Source organism: Oleiagrimonas soli, assembly GCF_000761445.1.
In the GTDB taxonomy this organism is placed as follows: Bacteria; Pseudomonadota; Gammaproteobacteria; order Xanthomonadales; family Rhodanobacteraceae; genus Oleiagrimonas; species Oleiagrimonas soli.
Map to the genome: position 1 here is coordinate 2,866,687 of NZ_KN196470.1, position 17,352 is coordinate 2,884,038.

The 17,352-nt window shown below is 65.1% G+C and carries 19 protein-coding genes and 1 tRNA gene; 14 read left to right on the forward strand and 6 right to left on the reverse strand.

What is annotated here, in order from left to right:
* Position 1 precedes the first annotated feature (1 nt).
* Positions 2 to 466 carry an ArsI/CadI family heavy metal resistance metalloenzyme gene (locus tag LF63_RS12810; protein ID WP_043102381.1) on the reverse strand — a complete coding sequence of 155 codons (465 nt, stop codon included), beginning with the start codon at positions 464 to 466 and terminating at the stop codon, positions 2 to 4.
* On the reverse strand, positions 463 to 804 hold the full coding sequence (locus LF63_RS12815; protein WP_052395082.1) for an ArsR/SmtB family transcription factor: 342 nt from the start codon (positions 802 to 804) through the stop codon (positions 463 to 465). Before LF63_RS12815 ends, LF63_RS12810 begins: the two co-directional genes overlap by 4 nt.
* A 101-nt stretch (positions 805 to 905) precedes the next feature.
* On the opposite strand from LF63_RS12815, the gene LF63_RS12820 reads away from it, so the two are divergent.
* The 10 genes from LF63_RS12820 (at position 906) to LF63_RS12855 (ending at position 10,315) form a co-directional block, all read left to right on the forward strand.
* Positions 906 to 1,466, forward strand: coding sequence for an RNA polymerase sigma factor (locus tag LF63_RS12820; RefSeq protein WP_043102382.1), 561 nt, complete (start codon positions 906 to 908; stop codon positions 1,464 to 1,466).
* 50 nt (positions 1,467 to 1,516) lie between these two features.
* Positions 1,517 to 2,245, forward strand: coding sequence for a hypothetical protein (locus LF63_RS12825; protein ID WP_152569330.1), 729 nt, complete (start codon positions 1,517 to 1,519; stop codon positions 2,243 to 2,245).
* A gap of 144 nt (positions 2,246 to 2,389) precedes the next feature.
* Positions 2,390 to 3,211 carry a methylenetetrahydrofolate reductase [NAD(P)H] gene (metF, locus tag LF63_RS12830; protein ID WP_043102387.1) on the forward strand — a complete coding sequence of 274 codons (822 nt, stop codon included), beginning with the start codon at positions 2,390 to 2,392 and terminating at the stop codon, positions 3,209 to 3,211.
* A 45-nt stretch (positions 3,212 to 3,256) separates the two neighbouring features.
* Positions 3,257 to 3,811, forward strand: coding sequence for a DUF4124 domain-containing protein (locus LF63_RS12835; RefSeq protein WP_043102389.1), 555 nt, complete (start codon positions 3,257 to 3,259; stop codon positions 3,809 to 3,811).
* 101 nt (positions 3,812 to 3,912) lie between these two features.
* Entirely contained in the window at positions 3,913 to 4,830 is a 918-nt protein-coding gene (locus LF63_RS12840) for a branched-chain amino acid transaminase (protein WP_043102390.1), read from the forward strand.
* 66 nt (positions 4,831 to 4,896) lie between these two features.
* The gene (locus tag LF63_RS12845; RefSeq protein WP_235205327.1) at positions 4,897 to 5,751 is read left to right on the forward strand and encodes an SAM-dependent methyltransferase; all 855 of its coding nucleotides are present in this window, start codon (positions 4,897 to 4,899) and stop codon (positions 5,749 to 5,751) included.
* Positions 5,752 to 5,904: 153 nt separating this feature from the next.
* The gene (locus LF63_RS15915) at positions 5,905 to 6,174 is read left to right on the forward strand and encodes a hypothetical protein (RefSeq protein ID WP_152569331.1); all 270 of its coding nucleotides are present in this window, start codon (positions 5,905 to 5,907) and stop codon (positions 6,172 to 6,174) included.
* A gap of 53 nt (positions 6,175 to 6,227) precedes the next feature.
* Complete coding sequence (locus LF63_RS12850; protein ID WP_161782350.1) at positions 6,228 to 8,021, forward strand: GGDEF domain-containing protein; 1,794 nt, start codon at positions 6,228 to 6,230, stop codon at positions 8,019 to 8,021.
* A 147-nt stretch (positions 8,022 to 8,168) separates the two neighbouring features.
* Positions 8,169 to 8,402 carry a hypothetical protein gene (locus LF63_RS15920; protein WP_152569332.1) on the forward strand — a complete coding sequence of 78 codons (234 nt, stop codon included), beginning with the start codon at positions 8,169 to 8,171 and terminating at the stop codon, positions 8,400 to 8,402.
* 167 nt (positions 8,403 to 8,569) lie between these two features.
* Positions 8,570 to 10,315 (forward strand): tetratricopeptide repeat-containing diguanylate cyclase, encoded by a 1,746-nt coding sequence (locus LF63_RS12855; RefSeq protein WP_043102392.1) that lies wholly within the window; start codon positions 8,570 to 8,572, stop codon positions 10,313 to 10,315.
* A 30-nt stretch (positions 10,316 to 10,345) separates the two neighbouring features.
* Here LF63_RS12855 and LF63_RS12860 read toward each other — a convergent pair whose 3' ends face one another.
* The 3 genes from LF63_RS12860 to LF63_RS12870 all read right to left on the reverse strand — a co-directional run bounded on the left by LF63_RS12860 (position 10,346) and on the right by LF63_RS12870 (position 12,684).
* Entirely contained in the window at positions 10,346 to 11,647 is a 1,302-nt protein-coding gene (locus LF63_RS12860) for a sensor histidine kinase (RefSeq protein ID WP_043102393.1), read from the reverse strand.
* Positions 11,631 to 12,317 carry a response regulator transcription factor gene (locus LF63_RS12865; RefSeq protein ID WP_043102394.1) on the reverse strand — a complete coding sequence of 229 codons (687 nt, stop codon included), beginning with the start codon at positions 12,315 to 12,317 and terminating at the stop codon, positions 11,631 to 11,633. The genes LF63_RS12860 and LF63_RS12865 overlap by 17 nt, the downstream gene beginning before the upstream one ends.
* A gap of 293 nt (positions 12,318 to 12,610) precedes the next feature.
* A tRNA-Gly gene (locus LF63_RS12870) sits at positions 12,611 to 12,684 on the reverse strand.
* A gap of 277 nt (positions 12,685 to 12,961) precedes the next feature.
* Between LF63_RS12870 and trmB the strand changes: the two genes are divergently transcribed.
* Positions 12,962 to 13,675, forward strand: coding sequence for a tRNA (guanosine(46)-N7)-methyltransferase TrmB (gene trmB, locus LF63_RS12875; protein WP_043102395.1), 714 nt, complete (start codon positions 12,962 to 12,964; stop codon positions 13,673 to 13,675).
* Positions 13,676 to 13,842: 167 nt separating this feature from the next.
* On the forward strand, positions 13,843 to 15,660 hold the full coding sequence (locus tag LF63_RS12880) for an SLC13 family permease (RefSeq protein ID WP_043103894.1): 1,818 nt from the start codon (positions 13,843 to 13,845) through the stop codon (positions 15,658 to 15,660).
* Positions 15,661 to 15,669: 9 nt separating this feature from the next.
* Here LF63_RS12880 and LF63_RS12885 read toward each other — a convergent pair whose 3' ends face one another.
* Positions 15,670 to 16,092, reverse strand: a complete 423-nt coding sequence (locus LF63_RS12885; RefSeq protein WP_081945217.1) for a Rieske (2Fe-2S) protein — start codon at positions 16,090 to 16,092, stop codon at positions 15,670 to 15,672.
* Here LF63_RS12885 and LF63_RS12890 point away from each other — a divergent pair.
* Together LF63_RS12890 and yedA are read left to right on the forward strand one after the other, a co-directional pair.
* Complete coding sequence (locus LF63_RS12890; RefSeq protein ID WP_043102397.1) at positions 16,091 to 16,372, forward strand: hypothetical protein; 282 nt, start codon at positions 16,091 to 16,093, stop codon at positions 16,370 to 16,372. The two genes, LF63_RS12885 and LF63_RS12890, sit on opposite strands and share 2 nt — an antisense overlap.
* A 70-nt stretch (positions 16,373 to 16,442) precedes the next feature.
* Positions 16,443 to 17,348 (forward strand): drug/metabolite exporter YedA, encoded by a 906-nt coding sequence (yedA, locus tag LF63_RS12895; RefSeq protein WP_043102399.1) that lies wholly within the window; start codon positions 16,443 to 16,445, stop codon positions 17,346 to 17,348.
* Positions 17,349 to 17,352 lie beyond the last annotated feature (4 nt).

The following is a 17,352-nucleotide window of genomic DNA, read 5'->3' on the forward strand; positions in this document are numbered from 1 at the left end:
GTCAGCAACACGCCTTGCTGGCGGCCTTTGCCGGAGCCGACGTCGCAGCCGCGCCGCAACAGGGGCCATCGCCCGCCGCCGCGTCCGGCGCGCCGGTGTAGGTGGTGGCCGAGCCGAGCGTGCGGAAGGTTTCCCAGCGCACGCCCTGCGGGTCCTGCGCCCAGAACTTGTCCGAGCGCGCATAGCAGCAGACCGTGCCCTGCTCGGCCAGCGCCACCGCGTCCGCCGCCTGCAGGCGCTCGCCCAGTTCGGCCAGCTCGTCCGACGCCTCGGCCTGCAGGCCGAGATGATCGATGCCGACCGCGCCGCCGCGCTGCGAGATCGCGAAGTTCACCCGCGGATCGTCCAGCATCCATTTCGCGTAGTCGGACTCGACCACGCTCGGCGCCACGCCGAACAGCATGCGGTAGAAGCCGATGCTGGCTTCGAGGTCGTCGACGTTGACGTGTACGTGGAAGCGTTTCATCGCGAAGTCTCCTTGCAGGATTCGGTACCGCGCGGCGCACAGACCGCATCCGCCGAACCGGCGCAACAGTTGTCGGTGAGAAAGTCGAGCAGACCGTTCATGCGGGCGTAGTCCGCGCGGCACTGGATGACGCGGCCACGCCGCTCGTCGGCCACCAGCTCGGCCTGCCGCAGCTGATTCAGATGATGGTTGAGCGTGGCGCCCGCCAGCCCGGTCGCGCCGGCCAGTTCGCCCACGGCCATGCCCTCGCCGCCGGCCTGCACCAGCAGGCGGAACAGGGCCAGGCGATGTTCGTGCGCCAGGGCGGTCAGGCACTGCAGGGCATTGTTCGATTCCATGTTTCTAGAATTATGGAAATAATTGCTTTCGTCAAGCGATACGTAAGATGCACCCCGCCCGGTTCGTCCTTTGGTGTAAACACCCCAGGAGACGAACCGTGATGCGATCGACCGCGATGGATGACCCTTCCGCCCGGCAAGCCGCCACACCGGAACAGACCGCCGAGCTGGCCCGCGCCTACGGCCGCATGGTGTTTTCGGCGGCCTATCAGGTCCTCGGCGACCACGCCCGCGCCGAGGACGTGCAGCAGGACGTGTTCCTGCGTCTGATGCAGCGTCCGCTGGGCCGCGTGGATGCCTGGCCGGCTCTGCTGAAGACCCTGGCCGTACGCATGGCCATCGATCAGCTGCGCCGCCACCACCGCTGGCAGCGACTGCTGCCGATCTGGCGGGCCGGCCGCGACGAGGTCGGCAACGACAGCGCCGACCGGCATGTCGAACGCACCCAGCAGGCCGCTCGACTGCGCCATGCGCTGTTCCGGCTGCCGGCCAGGGAAGCGGAATGCTTCGCCCTGCGCTGCCTGCACGGCATGGACGTCGCCGAGATCGCCCGCAGCAGCGGCATGACCGCCAATCACGTGAGCGTCTGCTTGCACCGCGCCGTACGCAAGCTCGAGTCCGACCTGGGGACGAGCACGCCCGCCACCGAGGAGAACCTGTGATGACCACGCAAACGCCCCTGTCCCCGAACCTGAAGTCCCACGTGAACGCCATGACCGAGCTGCCCCCCGACACCGCCCGCCTCGACGACGCCCAGCAGCGTCTGGAAGCCCGCATCGCCCGCCGGCGCCCGCGTACCTGCCTGACCCGCGGCATCGCCTGGGTCGGCGCCGCCTGCACCGCCATGCTGGCCGTGGCCCTGATGCTGGGTCCGTCGCTGACCGGCCACCGCGACGCCGAGGCCTTCGCCGCCGTGCAGCACCAGCTGCGCGACTTCCGCACCCTGCAGGTGACCGTCGTCCAGCGCGCCAACGGCCAGGACCTGCCGACGATCCACACCTGGGCCGACCGCGCCGGCGACGTGCGCACCGACATCGGCGATGCCACCAGCGTCATCGTCAACGTGCAGCAGCGCATCCTGCTGACCCTGCTGCACGGTCCGCGCAAGGCCATGCGCGTGCCGTTGCCCGACGACGTCGAACACACCGGCGAGAAGTCGCTAGGCTGGCTGAAGCAGGTGCGCGACTTCCAGGGCAAGGCCAGGCCCCTGCCCGGCACCCGCACCATCGACGGCTACATCACGCACGGCTGGGCGCTGGACACCGGCGGCATGCACATCGAGCTGTGGGCCGACGCCGAGCAGATGCCGCGCGCCGTCGACATCGCCGGCAGCACGAACCTTCACCAGCGGCTGAAGCTAGTCGTGAACCAGCCCATCGATCCGTCGCGCTTCAGCGTCGCGCTGCCCGCCGGCTACACCCTGGTGCAACCGGACGAATGAGCCTTCACCCGGCGGCGCGGACCCACCGCGCTGCCGCCCCGTCACGACACGCGCGGCCCCTGCGGCCGCGCTTGCACATCCGCCCCGATTCCGACACCATTCTCTCTATCTTGATAAAGAGATACATATTCAGGAACCGGCCCCATGACCGTCATCTCGCTGGAATTCTTCCCGCCCAAAACCGACAAGCAGCGCGCCCAGTTTGAACAGGCTTTGCCGCAATTGCGTAGCCTCGATCCCGAATACGCCAGCGTCACCTTCGGCGCCGGCGGCTCCACCCTCAGCTACACCCCGCAGACCGTGAAGGCACTGATGGACGCGGGCCTGGACAGCGCGCCGCATCTGTCGTGCATGGGCGGCACGCGCGAAGAGATCGCCGCGCTGCTGGACGACTACAAGGCCATGGGCTGCCGCCGTCTGGTGGCGCTGCGCGGCGACATGCCCTCGGGCATGGCCGGCCCGGGCGACTTCAGCTACGCCTCCGAGCTGGTCGCCTTCATCCGCGAACACGCCGGCGACCACTTCCACATCGAAGTGGCCTGCTACCCGGAGACGCACCCGCAAGCCGACGATGCGCTGGCCGATCTGCGCCACTTCAAGCACAAGGTCGAGTGCGGCGCGAACGGCGCCATCACGCAGTACTTCTTCAATCCGGACGCGTATTTCCACTTCGTCGACGACGCCCGCAAGGCCGGCATCGACGTGCCGATCGTGCCGGGCATCATGCCGATCTCGAACTTCACCCAGCTCAAGCGCTTCTCCGACACCTGCGGCGCGGAGATTCCGCGCTGGATCGCCAAGCGCATGCAGGCCTACGGCGACGACGTCGACAGCGTGCGCGAACTGGGCGCCGACATCGTCGCCGGCCTGTGCCGCCGACTGCTGGAAGGCGGCGCGCCCGGCCTGCACATGTACACCCTGAACCGCGCGGTGGCGACGATGGCGGTGGTCGAGCGCCTGCGCTGAGCGGCATTCAGCCGCGGGCCGGCGCACGCGGCGTATGCTGCGACGATGTTGCGACTGGCGCTCATCCTCGTGCTGCTGACGCTGGCGTCGGTCTGCCATGCGCAGTCCGCCGTGCATCACTGCGTGTCGGCCGACGGCACGCCGGTATTCACCGATCAACCCTGTGGCAGCATGCAGGCCGCGCGCATCGGCGCGGTCCAGCCTTCGTCATCAAGGACAGAACACGCCTGCCCCGCCACGCGTGAAGCGCTTCGCCAGCGCGTGGCCGCCGCCTTCGTCGCGCATGATGCCAACGCGCTGGCCGGCCTGATGCTGTGGCAAGGCTACGGCGATGTCGAAGCCGTGCAGGAAGTGGCGCGCATGCATCGGCTCATGCAGCATCCGCTGCTGAACGTCACCGATGGGGCGGATACCTCGCCACCCTCGGCACAACCGCTTTCCGCGATGCCTCCCGTGCCCGACGCGGATGTCGACACGACGATCGACGTCATGCCCGACGACGACCTCGAAGTGCATCTCGGTGGCGTGGAGGCCCGCGAAAGCGGCCCGGTCCGCTTCCAGGTCGTGACGCGCGCCGGCTGCTACTGGCTGCTTCCCTGACGACGACCGCCGCCGGTACACCCCGGCGGCAATGACCGCGAGCACATGCCCCATCGCCGCGCAGCCGGTATCATGGAGGGATTGTCCGAGGAGAATGCATCATGGCGACCAACTACCCCGAGTGGATCTGGCACAACGGCGAAATCATGCCCTGGCAGAACGCCACCGTGCATGTCATGGCGCATGCGCTGCACTACGGGTCTTCGGTGTTCGAGGGCATCCGCAGCTACGTGACGCCGAACGGTCCGGCCATCTTCCGTCTGCAGGACCACCTCAAGCGTCTGTTCCACTCGGCCAAGATCTACGACATGGACATGCCGTTCACGCAGGCGCAACTGAGCGCCGCCTGCCACGAAGTCATCCAGCGCAACGGCCTGGAGAAGGCCTACCTGCGTCCGCTGGCCTTCCGCAGCCTGGGCGGCCTGTCGCTCTCGGCCAACTGCCCGACCGAAGTCACCGTCGCGGCCTGGGAAATGGGCACCTACCTCGGCGCCGAAGCACTGGAGAATGGCATCGACGCCTGCGTGTCCAGCTGGCAGCGCTTCGCACCCAACACCATTCCGGCCGGCGCCAAGGCCGGCGGCAACTACCTGTCCGGTCAGCTGGTCGCGCGCGAAGCGCGCCGCCTGGGCTTCGGCGAGGGCATCGCGTTGGCCTCGACCGGATTGCTCAGCGAAGGCGCCGGCGAGAACATCTTCCTGGTCTTCGGCGAGCAGATGTTCACCGTGCCGGTCAGCGCGGCGATCCTCAACGGCATCACCCGCGACACCCTGATGAAGCTGGCGCGCATCGACGGCATCGAGGTGATCGAACGCGACATGCCGCGCGAATACCTGTACCTGGCCGACGAAGTGTTCATGTGCGGCACGGCTGCCGAGATCACGCCGATCCGTTCGGTCGACGGCAAGCCGGTCGGCAGCGGCAAGGCCGGCCCGATCACGCGGCGCATGCAGGCGTTGTTCTTCGGCCTGTTCGACGGCCGCACACCAGATCTGGAAGGCTGGCTGGAACCGGTCTGAGGCATCGATCGGCGCCAGCGCGCGTTCGGGTACCCCAAAACGTGAATCCTGTCATAGTATTCACGCATGGATACCGCTCAGACCGAAACGGACATGCCCAACCCGCGCGGCAGCATCGCCTGCGTGGGCCTGGGCATGGTCCTTGGATCGCACCTCAGTCCGCTGTCGCGCAGCCACATCGAACAGGCCGACGTGGTCTTCGCCGCGCTGTCCGACGGCATCGTCGAACTGTGGCTCGAACGCATGCATCCGGACGTGCGCAGCCTGCAGTCCTACTACGGCGACGGCACCGACAAGCCGCGCATCGATACCTACCGCGAATGGGTCGAGGTCATGATGACCGAGGTGCGGGCCGGCAAGAAGGTCTGCGCCGTCTTCTACGGTCATCCGGGCGTGTTCGCCTGGTCTCCGCACGAAGTCATCCGCGTGGCGCGCGAAGAGGGCTTCGCTGCGCACATGGAGCCCGGAATTTCTGCCGAAGACTGCCTTTACGCCGATGTCGGCATCGACCCGGGCCGTTGCGGTTGTCAGCACTACGAAGCAACACAGCTTCTGTTCTACAAGACACCGCTGAACCCGCAAGCCTATCTGGTGCTCTGGCAGGTCGGGTTGGTCGGCGATCTGTCCATGAAGCGTTTTTCCACCGGACCTGAGTACCGCCAGGTGCTGGTCGACGTCCTTTCGCACGACTATCCGCTGGATCACGAAGCGATTATCTACCGTGGTGCAACGCTGCCGATCCAGCAGCCACGGATTCGCCGCACTACCTTGCGCGAGTTGCCTGACACCGATATCAGCAGTGAGGAGACCGTCGTACTCCCCCCCACACAGTCGCTGACCAGCAACGATGAGATCCTGCGGCGACTTACGGAAATCGATCGTGCCCAGATCACCTCGGCGAACACAAATGGGGGCATCTGAAATTCACTTGTGATACATCGTAGGTGAGAATAAGCAACGCGATACATGCCCGAATGGATGCAGCGCTGGCACGCACCCGATGCAACTGCGCCGGCAAGGCAACACCCGTGAGACACGGGACCGTCTATCCACAATCAGCAACAGGGGTCATCCATGACAAACACTATCGATCTATTGGAATCTATTGCCACGGATGCTTCGCTGCGGCATGCGCCCGCTCATGATCTCGAACAGATGCTGGATGCGATGCACGCCAGCGATGCTTTAAAGCAGGCTGTCAGAACAGGGGACGCTGTCCATGTGAAGATCGAACTGGGCGGCAAGGACGGCTCCGTCAATCAGAATCCGCCGCCCTCAAACATCCACATGCCCCCGCCGCCGCCGCCCCCGCCGCCGTCACCCGGCGAAAGCATTATCTCCTAAGCAAAAGGCGCTGGCCTCCATTGCCCATGGCGACTGGCTTTCGCTTGTTACTCATGAGAGGCGCCGCTTTTACAGTGGCGCTTCTTTGCTGCGCGAGTATTTCGACGCACGCCGCTCCTCCTGACGAAAGCTCCACGCTTAGCGCCAGACTACTCGCCCAGGCTGAAAGCGCCTCCAAGGACGACCCCTCCCGCTTTGCCGCACTGCTCAAGCAGATCAACGAAAGCACACTGGAGCTCACGCCAGAGCAAAAACTCCACCTGCAGTATTTAAATACGCTCAGCACGCAGAACTCGGGCCACGATGCCGAAACCATCAAGAGCTACGAACACATCCTGAGTCAGACCAAGGATCCTTCCCTGAGCGTCAGCATACGCGTGAAGCTGGTCGCGCTGCTCAGAAACAACAACCAATATCTGCAGGCATACACAATCGCCAACACGTTGATGGAGGAGTATCCGAACATCACGGATACGGCTCTGCGCCTGAGCGTACTCATGGCCATCGCTCGCGTGAAAGTGGCGCAACACCAATACGACGATGCCCTGAGCTATACCAAGCAGATGGAAGCACTCGTCAAGACGCACACGAGCACCCCGAGCAGGACTCAAGAACGACTTTGCTACGCCAAGGCATTCCAGGCACAAATCCTAGTCTACAAGGGTGACGCGACCGGCCTGGGCGACAGCGAACTGATCGCCTCGACACGAGCGCCCTACGATGAAGCCGTAGACATCTGCCTCCGCACAGGCCTGATTGGTCAAGCCAACGCCCTGCGACTGGACCGTGCAAGCCTGATCAACGAATACGAGAGTCCGGCCCGCGCACTGGTCTTCCTTCGCAGCATCGCGCCGAGCATCCGCAAAAGCGGCATACAGCCGCAGATCGCGTCCTTGCATGTGACGTTCTCCCAGATCTATCTGCGCCTGAACAAACTGGACCTGGCGATCAAATCCGCCCAGGCCGCCGTCGCAGCCGCCAATCCCAAGGGCCATAACTGGATGCTCGAAGCGGCCTACGAAGTGCTCTACCAGGCCGCCCAAAAGCAAGGCGATTCGGCTACCGCTCTGGCGATGTATCAGAAGTACATCGACCAATACAAAACCACGGTGGATGACGCGCAGGCCCAGGCCGTGGCCTATCAAATGGTCAAACAGGACGTGATGGCGAAGAAACTCAAGCTGGAGGAGTTGGGCAAGCAAAACAAGATTCTGCAACTCCGGCAGTCGCTGGACCGCAAGTCCGCGGAAACCAGCAGGCTGTACATCCTGCTGCTGCTCTTCGTACTCGCCTCCATCGCACTCTGGGCCTACCGCACCAAGCATTCACAACTGCGCTTCCGGCGCATGGCGCGCGAGGACGATCTCACCGGGGCCTTCAACCGCCAGCATTTTCTGGAGCAGGCCGAGAGTATTCTGCACCGTCTGCAGAAGACCGATGGCGAGGCGTGTCTTATGATCCTCGACATGGATCACTTCAAGCGCGTAAATGACCAGTATGGCCATGTTTCCGGCGACACCGTACTCCGTCATGTGACGGGGATTTGCCGCGGTGAACTGCGCGCATCCGACGTCTTCGGCCGCCTCGGCGGCGAGGAGTTCGGCGTGCTGATGCCCAACTGCACTCCACAGCAGGGCAAGGACATCGGTGATCGCATACGCCATACATTGGTTACCACGCCCGTAGAGGTGCGCGAGGACGAGAGCCTGACGATCACTACAAGCATCGGACTGACCAGTACACGCAGGTCCGGTTATCAGCTCAAGCGACTGCTGATTCATGCCGATGAAGCGCTGTACGAAGCCAAGCGCAATGGGCGCAACCAACTGGTGATCCGCTCCACCTGAAGGAACGCGATCGAACACGCTCCACATGATCATCCTCACCATCTAGCGATGTAGAACCTCTCACTAACGACAGGTGCCGGCGCGCCGCGAGTTGAAGTATCGTTGGCGACGGGGCAATGCGCTCTTTGGGGAAACGAGGGAATTGCGATGGTGGACACCATTGATCTGCTGGAAGTGGTCGGACGAAATGCTTCGCTGCGAAACGGCTCTTCCAGCGAACTCGAACGCACGCTGCAAGTCTTGGCGGCCAGCCATGCGCTCCGCCGAGCCACAGCGACCGGCGATCTGAGCGGTTTGTATCGCGAGTTGAACGCAGGCACGAACCAAGTTGCACAAAACCCGCCCTCCCCCTCACCGCCACCTGCAGCCGATCCGTTCTGATTCCATGGCCTTCGTTGCCGTCGACGGCCTGGGTTGCGCCACGCGCTGCATGTATCCGCGCAGCAGCTTTTACAGCGAATATGCAAGATAAGCGTCTCCCTTCAAAGGTGCACGCGGCTCTTCCCGTGCGCGGACGAACGTGCAAGGGCGTCACCTTTGCATTCGCCATGCTGTTGCTCTTCCTTGCACCGCAAACCGGACACGCGCCGCCGCAAGAACGGCCGCGGCTGAACGATCTGTTCCGGCAGGCCGAGCAGGACATGTCCACGGACCGGGCCCAATTCGTTCACTCACTGCAACGTCTGCATACCGACGAGCAGCAGATGACACCGGCTCAACGCCAGCGCCTGCTTTTGCTCGACGCGATCCAATACGACCAAGCAGGACAAAGCGAACAAGCCACTCGGATGTACAAGAGCATCCTGGCCCGTCCGCTCGACCCGTTGAATAACGTCCGTGCGCGCGCGGCGCTAATCACACTGGACATGCGCGACCGCAAGTATCTCGAAGCCTATTCGATGACCAATACGCTCATCGAAGAACTCCCGAACATCAAGGATCAGCGCGTCAAATCGATGATCATCATCGTCATCATCCGGGTGCTGCTGAACAAGAAACAGTACGACGCGGCACTCGAATACATCGACCAGTTGAGCCGCACGGCCACATCATCACGCACACATTGCGTAGCTGATGTATTCCGTGGGCAGACACTGATCTATCGCGGAGGAACACTCGCATCCGTGCGGAAGGATTACCAGAAGGCCATCGAAACCTGTCGTCAGGCGGATATTCCCGGCTTCGCCAACGGCCTTCGCCTGGAATGGGCGGGGCTGATCAACAGCGAAGGTCATCCGGACCGGGCCATCGCCTTTCTGCGCAGTATTCGAGCCGAGATTTTTCGCACAGATTACCAACCGCACATCGCGGGGTACTACGACGCCCTGACCAGCGCCTATCTGCAACAAGGAAAGTATGAACTTGCCCGGAAATCAGCGCAGGCTGTACTGGCCGCGAACGATCCCAAAAGTTTCAACTGGACGCTACAGGCCGCTTACAAAGCCCTGCACGAAATCAACGAGCATGACGGCAACACCGCAGCCGCTCTGGCGATGTACAAGAAATACATGGAGCAGTACAAGGCTTCCGTGACCGACGCCAAGGCGCAGGCGCTGGCATACCAAATCATCCGCCAGGACGTCCTGACCAAGAAGATGAAGCTGGACGAGCTGAACAAGCAGAACAACATCCTGCAGCTGCAGCAGGCGCTAGACCGTAAGTCCGTCGAGACCAATCGCCTGTACGCTCTGATGTTGCTGCTCGTACTGGTGGTCATCGCGCTCTGGGCTTACCGCACCAAGCACTTGCAGATGCAGTTCCGCCGTCTGGCTCACTACGACGGACTCACTGGCATCTTCAACCGGCAGCACTTTCTGGACCAAGCCAACCGCGTGCTGCGCCGGCTGCAGCGGACCCGCCATCCGGCGTGCCTGCTGATTCTGGACATGGATCACTTCAAGCGCATCAACGACCACTACGGCCACATTTCGGGCGACGTGGTGCTCGAATACGTCGCCCGCGTCTGCCGTGACGAACTGCGTCCACTGGATGTCTTCGGCCGGCTCGGCGGCGAGGAATTCGGCATTCTCATGCCGGGCTGCGATCAGGCGAAAGGCATCGAGGTCGGCAACCGTATCCGCCGCGCGCTCGCCTACGCCGCCGTGGAGCTGCATGAAGGCGAGAACATCACCGTCACCGCCAGCGTCGGCCTGACCACCACCGAGATGTCCGGCTATGTGCTGCGCGACCTGATGGTCGACGCGGACACCGTCCTGTACGAAGCCAAGCGCAACGGCCGCAATCAGCTCGTCGCGTTCACACTCGAACCGGAAGCAACCGCGGCGCCAGCCTGACCGAATCCGGTTCTGCCGGCGCGGGAAGGATCAACCTGCGCGATTCGCGCGGGGGAACAGCACGGTCGCGACCACGCCGACCACGTCCTCGCGTGGCCGGATGGCAACGTGCCAGCCGTACAGCTCGCACAGTCGCCGCACGATGGCTAGACCGAGGCCCGCGCCGCTTCCGGTGGCGCCTTCGCCGCGCGTACCGCGCTGGAACAGCGCATCGGCCTCTTCCGCCTTGATGCCGCGACCGGTGTCCTCGATGACGATGCGATCCTCGAGGATGCTGACTTCCACCTCGCCGTTCTGGGTGTACTTGATCGCGTTGCCGACCAGGTTCGTCAGCACCACGGCCAGCACCGAAGCCGGCGCGTCGACCTTCAGCGGCTGCACGCCACGCAAGCGCAGATCGATCGGCTTGTCGCGCATGTGCGGCCGCTGATTCTCGATCACGTCCTCGGCGACCTTCACGGCATCGGTGATCTCGCCGAAGGTCGGGCCGCGACGCTCCGCGCGCGACAGCAGCAGCAGGGCCTCGATCATCTCGGTGGCCTGCCGCGAGGAGCGCTCGATGCGCTTGAGCCGCTCGCGCAGCTTGTCGTTGAGATCCGGCGAGGACTGCAGCAACTCGGTGGTGCTGGAAATCACCGCCAGTGGCGTGCGCAGTTCGTGGCTGACGTCGGAATTGAATTCGCGATCGCGCTCGACCAGCGCCGTGAGACGTTCGGAATATTCGTCCAGCGCCTGCGCCAGCTCGCCGACCTCGTCATCGGCCACGTGCGGCGCCAGTGGCTCGGCCTTGCCGATGCGTCGGAAATCGCGCAGCCGCGCCGCCAGCTCCGTCACCGGCCGCAGCACGCGTCGCGACAACCACACGCCCAACGCCAGCGATAACAGGCTGAACAGCACCACGGCCGCAACCAGGCCGATCAGCAGCTGCCGCTTGCCCTGCTCGTCGCGTCCGACGTCGTAGCGGATGAAGCCGATCAGGCCGTACTTGCGGCGCACCGCCAGCTTGTAGTGATGGATGCGCCCGTCGGGACCGACTTCGGAGATGTCGTGCACGCCGCTGTCGAGGTTCTGCCAGGCCAGCGGCATCTTGTAGAGCGTGCGGTCGCTCTTGAACCAGCCTTCCACCAGTCCCGAATGCGCCTGGTAGTTCGGGTTCGCGTGCAGGCGTTCGATGTTGCTGTCGACGTCGTGCTGCAGGGCGTTGACGACCAGCTGGTCTTCCACCTTGGCACGCACGTACAGCGCGGCCATCGCGAACAGCACCGACAGGCCGATGCCGAACAGCGAGAAGGAGACGATCAGGCGAGTGCGCAGCTTACGTCGGGAGCGCATCCGGATCGACCATGCGGTACCCAATGCCGTGGCGGGTGTGGATCAGCGGCTTGTCGAACGGCTTGTCGATCGCCGCGCGCAGTCCGTGGATGTGCACGCGCAGACTGTCGCTGTCGGGCAACTCCTCGCCCCAGACCTTTTGTTCCAGATCATGCCGCGTGACCACGGACGGACTGGCATCCATCAGCGCCTGCAGCAGTTTCAGACCGATCGGGTTGAGCTGGATCGACGTGCCGGCGCGAGTCACGGTCAAGGTGTCGAGGTTGTAGGTCAGATCGGCGACCTTGAGCACACGGCTCTGCGGTCCCTTGCCGCGTCGCGCCAGCACTTCCAGACGCACGCCCAGTTCCTGCAGCGCGAACGGCTTGGTCATGTAGTCGTCGGCGCCGGACTCGAAGCCGGTAATTTTCTGTTCCAGCGCGTCACGCGCGGTCAGCATCAGGATCGGGGTCTGCTTGTGCGCCTCGTGACGCAGCTTGCGCGCCACTTCCAGGCCGTCCATGCCCGGCAGGGTCAGGTCCAGCACGATGACGTCGAAGTCGTGCACCACCGCCAGATGCAGTCCGGTCACGCCGTCGCCGGCGAAATCGACGATGTGGTGACGGTCTTCCAGGTAGTCACCGATGTTGGTGGCCAGATCGTTGTTGTCTTCGATGACCAATACGCGCATGCGACGTCCTCGGTACAGCGCCGGGCATGACGCCGGCACTTCAAGCTTAACGGGAATCGGGTCGGACCGGCACACCGCGCAAGAAAAGGCCCGGACGGAAGGCTGGGGGAAGTCGCCGCGTCCGGGCCCAAGTCGCTGCCCCGATCGTCACGGTCGCGAGGGTGCGGCCTGGGGAAGGCCGGTCGCGGTTCCGTGACAGTTCCTTTCTAGGCGCGCACGCTTTAAACGGCTGTTAACCGTCGGACAGGGAAGCGTTAAGGAGGTCGGGCACGCCCTCGGTCGAACGGCCGAGGTGGAGCGGGTGGCGGGAATCGAACCCGTGTCATCAGCTTGGGAAGCTGAGGTTCTACCATTGAACTACACCCGCGCGGATGCAGGACGATTACATCGGTTTTGCTCTCCGCGCGCAAGCCCGCGACGGCGTGGAACGCGAACCGCCACCGCACCAAGCGCAATCGCCTCCGCTACAATGCGCGCATGGGGCTCCGCCTTTCCGCCCACGGATCGCGATGCGCATCCTGGAGGATGCCGACCGGCTTGCCGGTACGGCGTGCGAGGGCGCTGCGCGGTCCCCTGCACCATCCGATTCGACAAGGTATTCCGATGTCCATCTCCGCGTCGGTCGCCGCTCCGGAGAGCGCGCGATGACAGGTTCCGATTCGTCCGGCGATCACAAGGACGCCGAGCGCCGCAGACCGGTGCGCAGCTTCGTGCTGCGCGAGGGACGCATCACGCCGGCGCAGCAGCGCGCCTTCGATGCGCACTGGTCGCGCTACGGTCTCGACTACACCGGCCAGCCGCGCGACCTCGACGCCGTGTTCGGCCGTACGGCACCGCGCGTGCTGGAGATCGGCTTCGGCAACGGCGAAGCGCTGGCCTGGGCGGCGGAGCATGACCCCGATCGCGACTACATCGGCGTGGAAGTGCATCGACCCGGCGTCGGTCGCCTGATGAATGCGCTGGCCGAGGCCGAGGCCGGCAACGTGCGCATCTATCGCCATGACGCGGTGGAAGTGCTGCGCAACGAGATTGCCGCCGAGGCGCTGGACGAAGTGCGCATCTGGTTCCCCGACCCGTGGCCGAAGAAGCGTCACCACAAGCGACGCCTGGTCCAGCCCGCATTCGTCGAGCTGATCGCCAGCCGCGTCCGGCCAGGTGGCCTGTTGCATCTGGCCACCGACTGGGCCGAGTATGCTGAACACATGCTCGACGTGATGGAGGCCGCTCCGGCATGGCGCAATCAGGAAGGTCCGGGCAAAGTCGCCGCGCGTCCGGCATGGCGCATCGAAACGCATTTCGAGCGTCGCGGCCTGCGCCTCGGACACGACGTCTGCGACCTGCTCTACCTACGCCAATGAGACGCTCAACGATCACGACCGGATGCGCATCGCGGTGACTGCACTGACCCGACGCCTGCCCTTTCACGCACCCCAGCGTCAGCCCGCCCGCGGCCGACGCTGAACGGCCCGCCTCGACGACGCACTCCATGGACAGCACCGCCGCCGGCCTGACCCTCACACCCGACATGATCCTGGTGCTCGGGCTGGTCGCCTTCACCATGATCATGCTGGTGCTGGAATGGATTCGTGCCGACATGGTGGCGCTGCTGGTAGTGGTGGTGATCGGCGTCACCGGCCTGATGCCGGCCACGCAGGTGTTCCAGGGCTTCGCCGGCAATGCGGTGATCGCGATCCTGGCGATCATGATCATGGGCGCGGGCCTGGATCGCGCCGGTGCGCTGTCCAAGGCCGCGGCTTTCGTCATGCGCATGTCCGGCGGACGCGAATCGCGCCTGGGCATCGTGATCAACAGCGTGACCAGCCTGTTCAGCGCGATCATTCCGAGTCAGGCGCTGGCGGCGCTGATGATTCCGGTCAGCAGCCGCCTGTCCGCGCGCACCGGCGTGCCGCTGACGCGCATGCTGCTGCCGATGGCGTTCTGCATCCTCACCGCCACCAACACCACGCTGATCGCGAACTCGCCGCTGATCCTGCTCAACGACCTGATCGCGAGCGCCAACCGCAACCTGCCGCCGGGCGCACACACCATCACCCGCTTCAGCCTGTTCAGCGTGACGCCGATCGGCCTGATCCTCGCCGCGATCGGCATCGCCTATTTCGCGCTGTTCGCCAAGCGTCTGCTGCCGGCACGCGAGGACGACCGCCAGAAGGTCACGCCCGGCCGCACCGAGAGCTACTTCGCCGAGACCTACGGCATCGTCGGCAACCCGGCCGAACTGACCGTGACGGCCGAGAGCGCCCTGGTCGGCATGAGCGTGGGCGAGGTGGAGCAGCTGCACGGCGCGCCGCTGATCCTGGCGATGAAGAACGGCAACGAATCGCGCATGGCGCCGCCGGCCGAGGAGATGATCTGGGTCGGCACCGTGCTCGGCGTGCTCGGCGCGCGCGAGCAGGTCAACGAATTCGCCAACAACCAGCTGTGCCGCGTGTCGCCGCGCATGCGCCAGCTGGCCGACCTGTTCAACCCGACGCGCGCCGGCATTTCCGAGGCGGTGGTGCCGCCCAGCTCCAGCGTCATCAAGCAGCGCATCGGCGACCTGCACCTGCGCAAGCGCTTCGGCATCGCCGTGCTGGCGGTCAATCGCGGCGATCAGGTGTTCCGCGAGGACATCCGCGGCATCAGCCTGCGCGCCGGCGACACCCTGGTGCTGCACAGTCACTGGAACGACCTGGCGATGATGCAGGCCGACCGCGACCTGGTCGTCATCACCGACGTGCCCAAGGTCGAACAGCGCCCGGGCAAGCTGTGGCAGGCGCTGGGCTTCTTCCTGCTGGCGATGGGCCTGGCCCTGTTCACCGATCTGGACCTGCCGGTGGCGATGATGAGCGGCGCCATCGGCATGCTGCTGTCCGGCGTGCTGACCATGGACGAGGCCTACCGCTCGGTGAACTGGAAGACCATCTTCGTCACCGCCTGCCTGATCCCGCTGGGCTGGTCGATGGATTCCACCGGCGCCGCCGCCTGGCTGGCGCAGGAAGTGCTGCATTATTCCCACGGCGCGCCGCAGTGGTCGCTGCAGCTGGCGATCGCGGTGCTGACGCTGCTGTTCTCGCAGGTGATGTCGAACGTCGGCGCGACCGTGATGATGGTGCCCATCGCCATCAGCGTTGCCGTGGCGACCGGCGGCAATCCGGCCGCCTACGCGCTCCTCGTGGCGCTGTCCTCGTCCAATACCTTCCTCATCAGCTCCGGCCATCCGGCGCTGATGATGGTGGCCGGTCCCGGCGGCTACCGCTCGCGCGACTTCCTTCGCGTGGGCCTGCCGCTGACCGCGCTGATCCTGGTCGCGACGCTGGTCGGCATCAATCTGATGTACCGCTGACGCGCGGCCTCACAGACTGGTCAGCATCACCGCATCGCCCTCGACCTCGACCCCGACGCGCAGCAGGTGGTCGCCCTGGCACGGACCGCCGATGCACAGGCCGCTCTCGACGCGGAAGCTTGCTCCATGCACGGCGCACACCAGCACGCGGTCTTTCAGCAGGAAGCGGCCCGGCGCCCAGTCCAGACGCCGCCCGGCATGTGGGCAGAGATTGCGATAGGCGTGGAAGCGGCCGTCTGCGCAGGTCACGATGAACGCATGATGCTCGCCGAAAAGCTCCATTTCGACGCCAATCGCCGCACCTTCGGCGACGTCATCCACGCCGCACAACGGCAGGGGAAAAACGTCATCGGCAACCTCTGGCACTTGTGTCACGGCGTCATCGACCTCATGGTGGAAGGCGAGATTGTAGCTGCTCGCGAGAATCGCCATGCGCACCCGCTTCTTCATCCTGCAACGCCCCCGCCATCCGCTCGCCCGCGCGGCGCTGGCGTTGCTGGGCCTGGCCGTCTTCGGCGCCCTGCTGGTCTTCGGGCTGATCGCCCTGGCCGTGCTGGTGGCGGTCGGCGGCATCCTGATGCTGGTGCGCGCCTGGCGCGGCCGGCACGCCTCGAACACGGGCGCGCGCGGCGCGGCGCCGAACGCCGACCCGGACGTGCTGGAAGGCGAGTACGTGGTGATCCACGAGCGGCGTCACGTGCCGCATTCCTGACCCCGCTGGCACGGGCTTCCCGCGCCTGACAGCGCTACACTGCGCGACCGTCCCCCGCTTCGGTGCGTGCATGAATTCGATCGCAGATCCCGCGGCTCCGATGGAGCGCCGCTGGCTGGTGCCGTTGGCTCTGGCGTCGCTGTACGTGGTCTGGGGCTCGACCTATCTCGGCATCCGCTTCGCGCTGGAAAGCTGGCCACCGTTCCTGCTCGCCGCCATCCGCTTCGCTCTCGCCGGCGTACTCATGTACGCCTGGCTGCGCCTGCGCGGCGCCGCGCCGCCGACGCGCAGGCAGTGGCGCAACGCCGCCATCACCGGCACCCTGCTGCTACTCGGCGGCAACGGGCTGGTCTGCTACGCCGAACAGAGCGTCAGTTCGGGCATCGCCGCGGTCGCGGTCGCTTCCATGCCGCTGTTCGCGACGCTGTTCAACGGTTTCTACGGCGAATGGCCACAGCGCAACGAAATCCTCGGCCTGGTCATCGGTTTCGTCGGCGTGGTGGTGCTGAACCTGGGCAGCACGCTGTCCGGTTCGCGTGTCGGCGCGCTGGCGCTGGTCAGCGCTGCCGCATTGTGGGCCTTCGGTTCGGCCTGGAGCCGCCGCCAGGACATGCCCGTCGGCCCCATGAACACCGCCGCGCAGATGCTCTGCGCCAGCGTGGCCCTGATCGTCACCGCCCTGCTCGCCGGCGAGCGCGTGCCCGCGCACCCGAGCCTGCACGCCACGCTGGCGATCGGCTATCTGGTGGTGTTCGGTTCGCTGATCGGCTTCAGTTCCTACGTCTATCTGCTGAAGACCGTGCGCCCGGCGCTGTCGACCAGCTACGCCTACGTGAATCCGCCCGTCGCCGTGCTGTTCGGCCTGATGCTGGGCGGCGAACACGTCGGCCCGATCGATCTGGCCGGCATGGCGGTGATCCTGCTCGGCGTGGCCATCGTGATCTTCTCGCGCGGACGCGCCGTGCGCAGTCGATGAGCGC